A 5,645-nucleotide genomic window follows, 5' to 3' on the forward strand; every position below is an offset into this window, starting at 1 on the left:
GTGCCATAAAATACTCCATATATTGATGTTTATAACATCATTTGAGGAGCAGAATATCACTTATAGGAGTTGTTCAAATTTACGGATCCATCTCTAAGCACCACTAAAACCTTTGCAGTCTGAAAGAAAATACTGTGTGAAATGACTTTTCAGATCACTCAAATAAGGCATCATATCTTCATGGAAAACAATTCGTGCCACGACATTATCATCGCTATTTACAACGATTGGCAGGCTATCTAAAAGATTATGCAGTCTAAGTGCATTAATAAATTCTTCGTCATTCTTGGCATCAGGATATTGCTTTTTTAAGCGTTCAAAAGTTTCGCTTTTAAAGTGCAATACATTGTGAAGCCAATGCGTTTCCAAGTCACCAATAGGTGTTTCTATTATTACTGTTCTTTTGATTAAATCACTACAAGCAGAACGAATCTCACGAGCCACATTCTTAGGTTCTACCCCCAGCTTAATAAAGTCCTCTTTGGTCACATAGTAAGGCGTTTTATGGTCGATAGGTTCATTCTTGGGCATTTTGGATATAGCGCAGTAAATTAAGCGCAATTCATTTGTGGTAAGTCGGTAAGAAGCTCTGATCAGCTTATTGTCCATCACGATTAAATCACTATTCACTTTTATACATTACCTTATAATTATGACATAGTTTTATATTGTCATACTATGACAAGTTTGTAAATGTCATAAAAGTGCGTCAATCTGTCATAGTTAGTGCGTCAATCTGTCATAGTTGTGCGTCAATCTGTCATAGTTGTGCGTCAATCTGTCATAGTTACCCCCGTCAAAGCCACGTAGAGCAAGGCATAGCGAGGAGCTAAAAATATTTAAAAATATTAAAAAATATTAAAAAAAGAAAAAATTTAAAAAAACCTGTGGATAACTGCCCTATGTACTCGCTTTGCTCGTACTTTTTGACCTCGCTTTGCTCGGTCGTGGGGGCAGTTATTTTCTAATCCTGTTTGTGACTTCAAAAAGCAAAAGCGACTATGGATTCGCTTCGCTCATAGTTTTTTCACTCGCTTCGCTCGGTCTAGGTGCTAATGTCTGCATGGAAATATGAGTTTTCTAGGATTCAAGGCACTTAAAAACGGTTTTTCAGGGAGTCTAGGCGCAACTTTTCGTTGTGTCGCTCGTAGACACTCGCTAATAAAATATTGATATTGTTTAAATATTCTTAATTAAAAGACAAAAAGGATAGATTTAACGACCCTTATCGTTGTCTTGTTCTAAAGATTTTTTAATGTTGATAGCTGAATTACGCTCATTGAGTTCTATCTCAAACGCTTTGATCTTCTGATATGCGTTTTTATCAAGCTGGTACATTTGAGCATCTGCTTTTTTCCAATGTTCATGTGTAACACCAAGATTTTTTATTCTCTGATAATCGGTTTTCAGGTTGTCATACTGGGCTTTGATACCATTGTCATGTTTATGGACTAAATCATCTAATTCTTTTGTCCATGCCTTGATTTTAAAGGGGTTGAATGGCTTATTTTCTTTATGGGTTTCTATCTGATTGAGTAAATTTTTACTCAATTCCATGTATTCACCCATTTTTTGTTTGATGTTTTCTAGTTCCTGATGGTGGATTTTTTCAGCTAAAGCGCGAACTTTAGTTTCAAAAAGACGAACAGCAATTTTTTTATCACTTATCGAAGTGTCTTGAACAATAGGGCTAGATTGCGCTGATTTGCGCTCTAAGCGATTTTCTTGAGGTTTTGGTGGTTCTGTACGTATTTTTGCTTCCGTGGCTGTATGAGCTTGTTTTGTGGCTCTAATCTCGGCTTCATGCTGATCTTTTGCTTTTTGAGTCCGTTCCAGTTGCTTTAAACCATCTAAAACCTTTTTGGATAGGACAATTTCTTGCTCTAATCCTTTTAAAATCTGCTGTTTTTCAGCGTTTCTAGCCTTGATTGCATTATTTTCTAGGGCAATGATCGGCATGATGATTTTTGGATTTCGTTCTTCAACTGGTTTTAATTGTTCACGCTCATATTTACGCTTCATGGCTGTAACTGCGCTTCCTTCATGCAAGGTAGCTTCTAAATCAATTCCTCGGTCTGCATAGCTGCGGTGATCTATACGGGCATCAAAGTTATTTTTTTCTAGGTAGTGATTTGCAAGATCGGCAAAGTCTTTACGCCAAGCTGCAACCGTTTCGGATGATTTCTCTTTGTTGAAATCACGAAATTTATTTTTAGAAAACTCGCCTGTGTCTTTGTCTAGCTGTCGGCTCGTAAACAGAATATGAGCATGATAGTTTCGTTCATCACTTCCACCCCTTGTATGCGGGGCATGAATGACAGCATCAACGATGACGTTATGACGCTCTACAATCTTTTTGCATAAATCATCTAGGAGCTGTTGGCGTTGTTCTGCGTTTAGCTCTTGGGGAAAGGCAATTTCAAACTCTCTTGCTAGGACTGAGTTTTTACGGTTTTCAACTTTTTCAACGATGTTCCAAAGGCTTTGACGGTCTAAAAGTTCTGCTTTTGCATTGTCAGGGGCATAGATTTTTTTAAACTCTACGCCTGTTTTTCTTGGGGTCGTTTGCGGGAGAGGGCGAAATCCTACGCTAAGGCTTTGGCCAACGATATTCTCCGGTAAGATTGATGTGTTCCCAGGGGATAGGAGAAGTCGCTTGATATCTAGTATGACGTCTGTCGCACCTGCTTGATCGCGGCCGCGATAGCTAGATCGCGTTGCTCCTCTTCTCCATCCGCGTTCCAAGCTGCGGAAAGGCACCCATAAGCGTACGCCTGGTCGAGCAGGCGACGCGGATCGACGTCCAGCGCACGAGAGAATGCGTCCGCCATCTGTGCAATGCGTCTAGGATCGAGACAAAGGTCGTCTCTGTCAGCCGGATCGTAGAACATATTGGCGGCGCCAAAGCCCACTTCACCGACCAGACCGACGGGATCTATCACCAGCCAGCCGCGACTGGAGAACATGATGTTTTCATGATGCAGATCGCCATGTAGCCCACGCAGTTCCGAGGCATTGCTCATCATTTGATCGGCTATAATCGCCGTGTGGACGTAGTCAGTTTGACAACCTGCGTTTTGATCATCGCGCGCCCGCTGAAACAAAGCTGCAAAGCGATCCCGGATCGGGAGAAGGGCAGAAGGCAGGGGTTCCTCAGATGCGGCATACAGCTTCGCCATTAGTTCCGCTGCAATTTCGGTCGCCTGGTAGTCGCCGTGCTCGGCAACGATGTGAGAGAGCATTCGCTCCCCGGCATATTCGAGCAACATCAGATTGTTCTCACGACCGAGCAACCGGACTGCTCCCCTCCCATTGCGCCATACCAGATAGTCGGCCCCGCGCAGTTCATCAGCAATGTCTTCTATAGGTTTCAATCCCTTGACGATTGCAGGAGTCCCGTCTGGCAATGAAACTTTCCAAACGAGGCTGGAAAAGGTGTCCGCAATGAGAACAGGTTGCGAAACGTGCCAATGAGCAGGAAAAACAGGCGGCATGAACATCAACCCCAAGTCAGAGGGTCCAATCGCAGATAGAAGGCAAGGCGTTCGCGGTCGGGGGCTTCGATCCCCAATACATTGAATAGGACAGCGAAGGCGCGCTCTGCTTCATCTGGCGCTGCCCAGTTCTCTTCGGCGTTAGCAATCATGAGTGCCAAATCGGCATAGCGATCTGCTGTTCCGAGCCGCCCAAGGTCGATCAGACCCGTGCATTGAAGAGTTTTAGGGTCCACCATGAAGTTCGGCATGCAGGGATCACCATGGCAAACAACCATATCGGTGCGCTCTTGGTCGAGCCGCACCGGTAGCTCTCGTTCGACACGAGCCAAAAGATCGAGCTGCGGCGTACTCTTGTCCTCGTCCGGTAAGAAGTCGGGATTGACGGCATTGCGGGACACCACATCAACGGCGCGTCCGAACATTCGCGACAGCCTGCGCTCAAACGGACATTGATCAACCGATAGGCTGTGAACAGCGCCAAGTTGCTGCCCCATTGACGGCCACGCTTTGAGCAAATCCGCTCCAGACAGATCAGCCGCCGGTACTCCCGGAATTGCCGTTATCACCAAGCATGCACCCTCCTGTTCCTCCTGCCAGTTGATCACCTCGGGGCAAGCCACACCTCGACCTTTGAGCCAAATGAGGCGGTCACGCTCTCCAGCGAGCTCACCGCGGCGGGAAGCAGGTGCGATTTTCGCGAAGGCATGCCCGTCACCACGTCGAAAAACAAAATCACCAGATTCTCCGCCTCTGACAGGCAACCAGTCAGAATGCGATTCACCAAAAAAAATATTAGTTCGATTCAATGGAGGTTCCTTCAGTTTTCTGATGAAGCGCGGAGGTGGCTCATTTGTCTTTTCTCAACAACAACAAAATAATTTTATGGGGTAAAGGGGTATCCCCTTTCGGACTTCCAAACTTAATGAAATTAGTTTGGTAAAGTGCGCCATTCTGGAAAACCATTATAGCTTAGGAAGGCATTGAATCTCAATGGCAGGTATCCTATGCTTGAATGGTTTTTTAGGTATGGGAATTACAATGACAAATGAATCTTTAGAACAGAGAATTGCTAAGCAGGAAGAACGCTTAAAGCAACAGGAAGAACGCTTAAAGCAGCTTAAAGCTCAAAAGCAGGCTAAAGACGCTCGTGAAAAGGCAAAACAGAAAGAACAAGATCGAAAAAACGATACCAGACGTAAAATTTTACTGGGTTCTTACTTGCTCAAGAAAATGGAAGATGAAGCAGAGAAACAAAAAATACTCGCTGGCATCAACGAGTATTTAACAGAAGATCGGGATAGAAAATTATTTAATCTGCCATAATTAATTTTGTATTGTTTTTAGCATATTGATAGCAAAGGTTACTTTGCTTTCAATATCTTTAAGCACTGTTTTATGATCATTGAAATCATCAAAATGTTTAATCTCAACATCAATAATAGAGCTTAAATATCCAGTCAATATCTTTGCTTTTACTTCATTACTCTGATTGAAAATAACATCATTGAATTTGGCAACTTCTTCATCAAAATTAAAATTATCTAACTCAATCATGGTTTAAATCCTAGTTTTTTTAAATATGGAAGAAGCTGTGGTTGTTGGTCAGGATCTCGAAGCATTGTTTTAAGCCTTAATGCTAAATCTTTGTAGCTTTCACCCTCTCTAGCTAAATAACTTAATTCAGAAAGTTCTGATAATTGATTACCAAAACTATCAACCTGAGCATCAGACAGTTTAAGGAAGTTATTTTTCTGTTCTTCAAACATATCAATTGTGTCAGGGCATCTTAATTGCTCTTTTTCTGCATTTTTCTTCTTAAATTTTAGCTCAAGACTATGAAATTTATTGCCCTTTTTAATTAGCTCATATTTAACCGTATAAGGGGATTTTTCATTAATTTCAGTACATGCAGCATCAATCACACGCCTTTTTAAATCAGCAGCATTTGAATATAGACTTTCTAAAGAAAGTATTTTACGCAATTCTTTAAGGGGAATGTTGCAATAACCTGTCGACTTAAATTGCATCATTAATTGATATATTCGGAAGCTATAAGAGAGGTGGTCCCACTTGTTTGAACAACTAAAAGCGTATTTATAAGTGATATTCCGCTCTAGTTAAGCCACCTTGTTTTGTTGGGGTAGCTGA

General features: G+C 42.2%; 7 protein-coding genes. 1 reads left to right on the top strand and 6 read right to left on the bottom strand.

Translation table 11 applies throughout. The features are described 5' to 3' along the window. Nucleotides 1-93: 93 nt before the first annotated feature. The 4 genes from F890_RS15700 to aph(3'')-Ib form a co-directional block, all read right to left on the bottom strand. Complete coding sequence (locus tag F890_RS15700) at nt 94-630, bottom strand: replication initiation protein (protein WP_005028403.1); 537 nt, start codon at nt 628-630, stop codon at nt 94-96. A gap of 585 nt (nt 631-1,215) precedes the next feature. Next, complete coding sequence (locus F890_RS15705; protein ID WP_010591596.1) at nt 1,216-2,745, bottom strand: MobA/MobL family protein; 1,530 nt, start codon at nt 2,743-2,745, stop codon at nt 1,216-1,218. Beyond that, nucleotides 2,664-3,500, bottom strand: coding sequence for an APH(6)-I family aminoglycoside O-phosphotransferase (locus F890_RS15710; protein WP_017397613.1), 837 nt, complete (start codon nt 3,498-3,500; stop codon nt 2,664-2,666). Before F890_RS15710 ends, F890_RS15705 begins: the two co-directional genes overlap by 82 nt. Next, a complete protein-coding gene (gene aph(3'')-Ib, locus F890_RS15715) occupies nt 3,500-4,303 on the bottom strand; it encodes an aminoglycoside O-phosphotransferase APH(3'')-Ib (protein ID WP_001082319.1) in 804 nt (267 codons plus the stop codon). The genes F890_RS15710 and aph(3'')-Ib overlap by 1 nt, the downstream gene beginning before the upstream one ends. A gap of 232 nt (nt 4,304-4,535) precedes the next feature. Between aph(3'')-Ib and F890_RS15720 the strand changes: the two genes are divergently transcribed. Continuing rightward, nucleotides 4,536-4,820, top strand: a complete 285-nt coding sequence (locus tag F890_RS15720) for a hypothetical protein (protein ID WP_034619196.1) — start codon at nt 4,536-4,538, stop codon at nt 4,818-4,820. On the opposite strand, the gene F890_RS15725 is transcribed toward F890_RS15720, so the two are convergent. Together F890_RS15725 and F890_RS15730 are read right to left on the bottom strand one after the other, a co-directional pair. After that, on the bottom strand, nt 4,821-5,051 hold the full coding sequence (locus tag F890_RS15725; RefSeq protein ID WP_005028396.1) for a hypothetical protein: 231 nt from the start codon (nt 5,049-5,051) through the stop codon (nt 4,821-4,823). Beyond that, a complete protein-coding gene (locus tag F890_RS15730) occupies nt 5,048-5,527 on the bottom strand; it encodes a RepB family plasmid replication initiator protein (RefSeq protein WP_005267630.1) in 480 nt (159 codons plus the stop codon). The genes F890_RS15725 and F890_RS15730 overlap by 4 nt, the downstream gene beginning before the upstream one ends. Nucleotides 5,528-5,645 lie beyond the last annotated feature (118 nt).

The organism is Acinetobacter sp. CIP 64.7 (genome assembly GCF_000369745.1).
Lineage (GTDB): Bacteria > Pseudomonadota > Gammaproteobacteria > Pseudomonadales > Moraxellaceae > Acinetobacter > Acinetobacter fasciculus.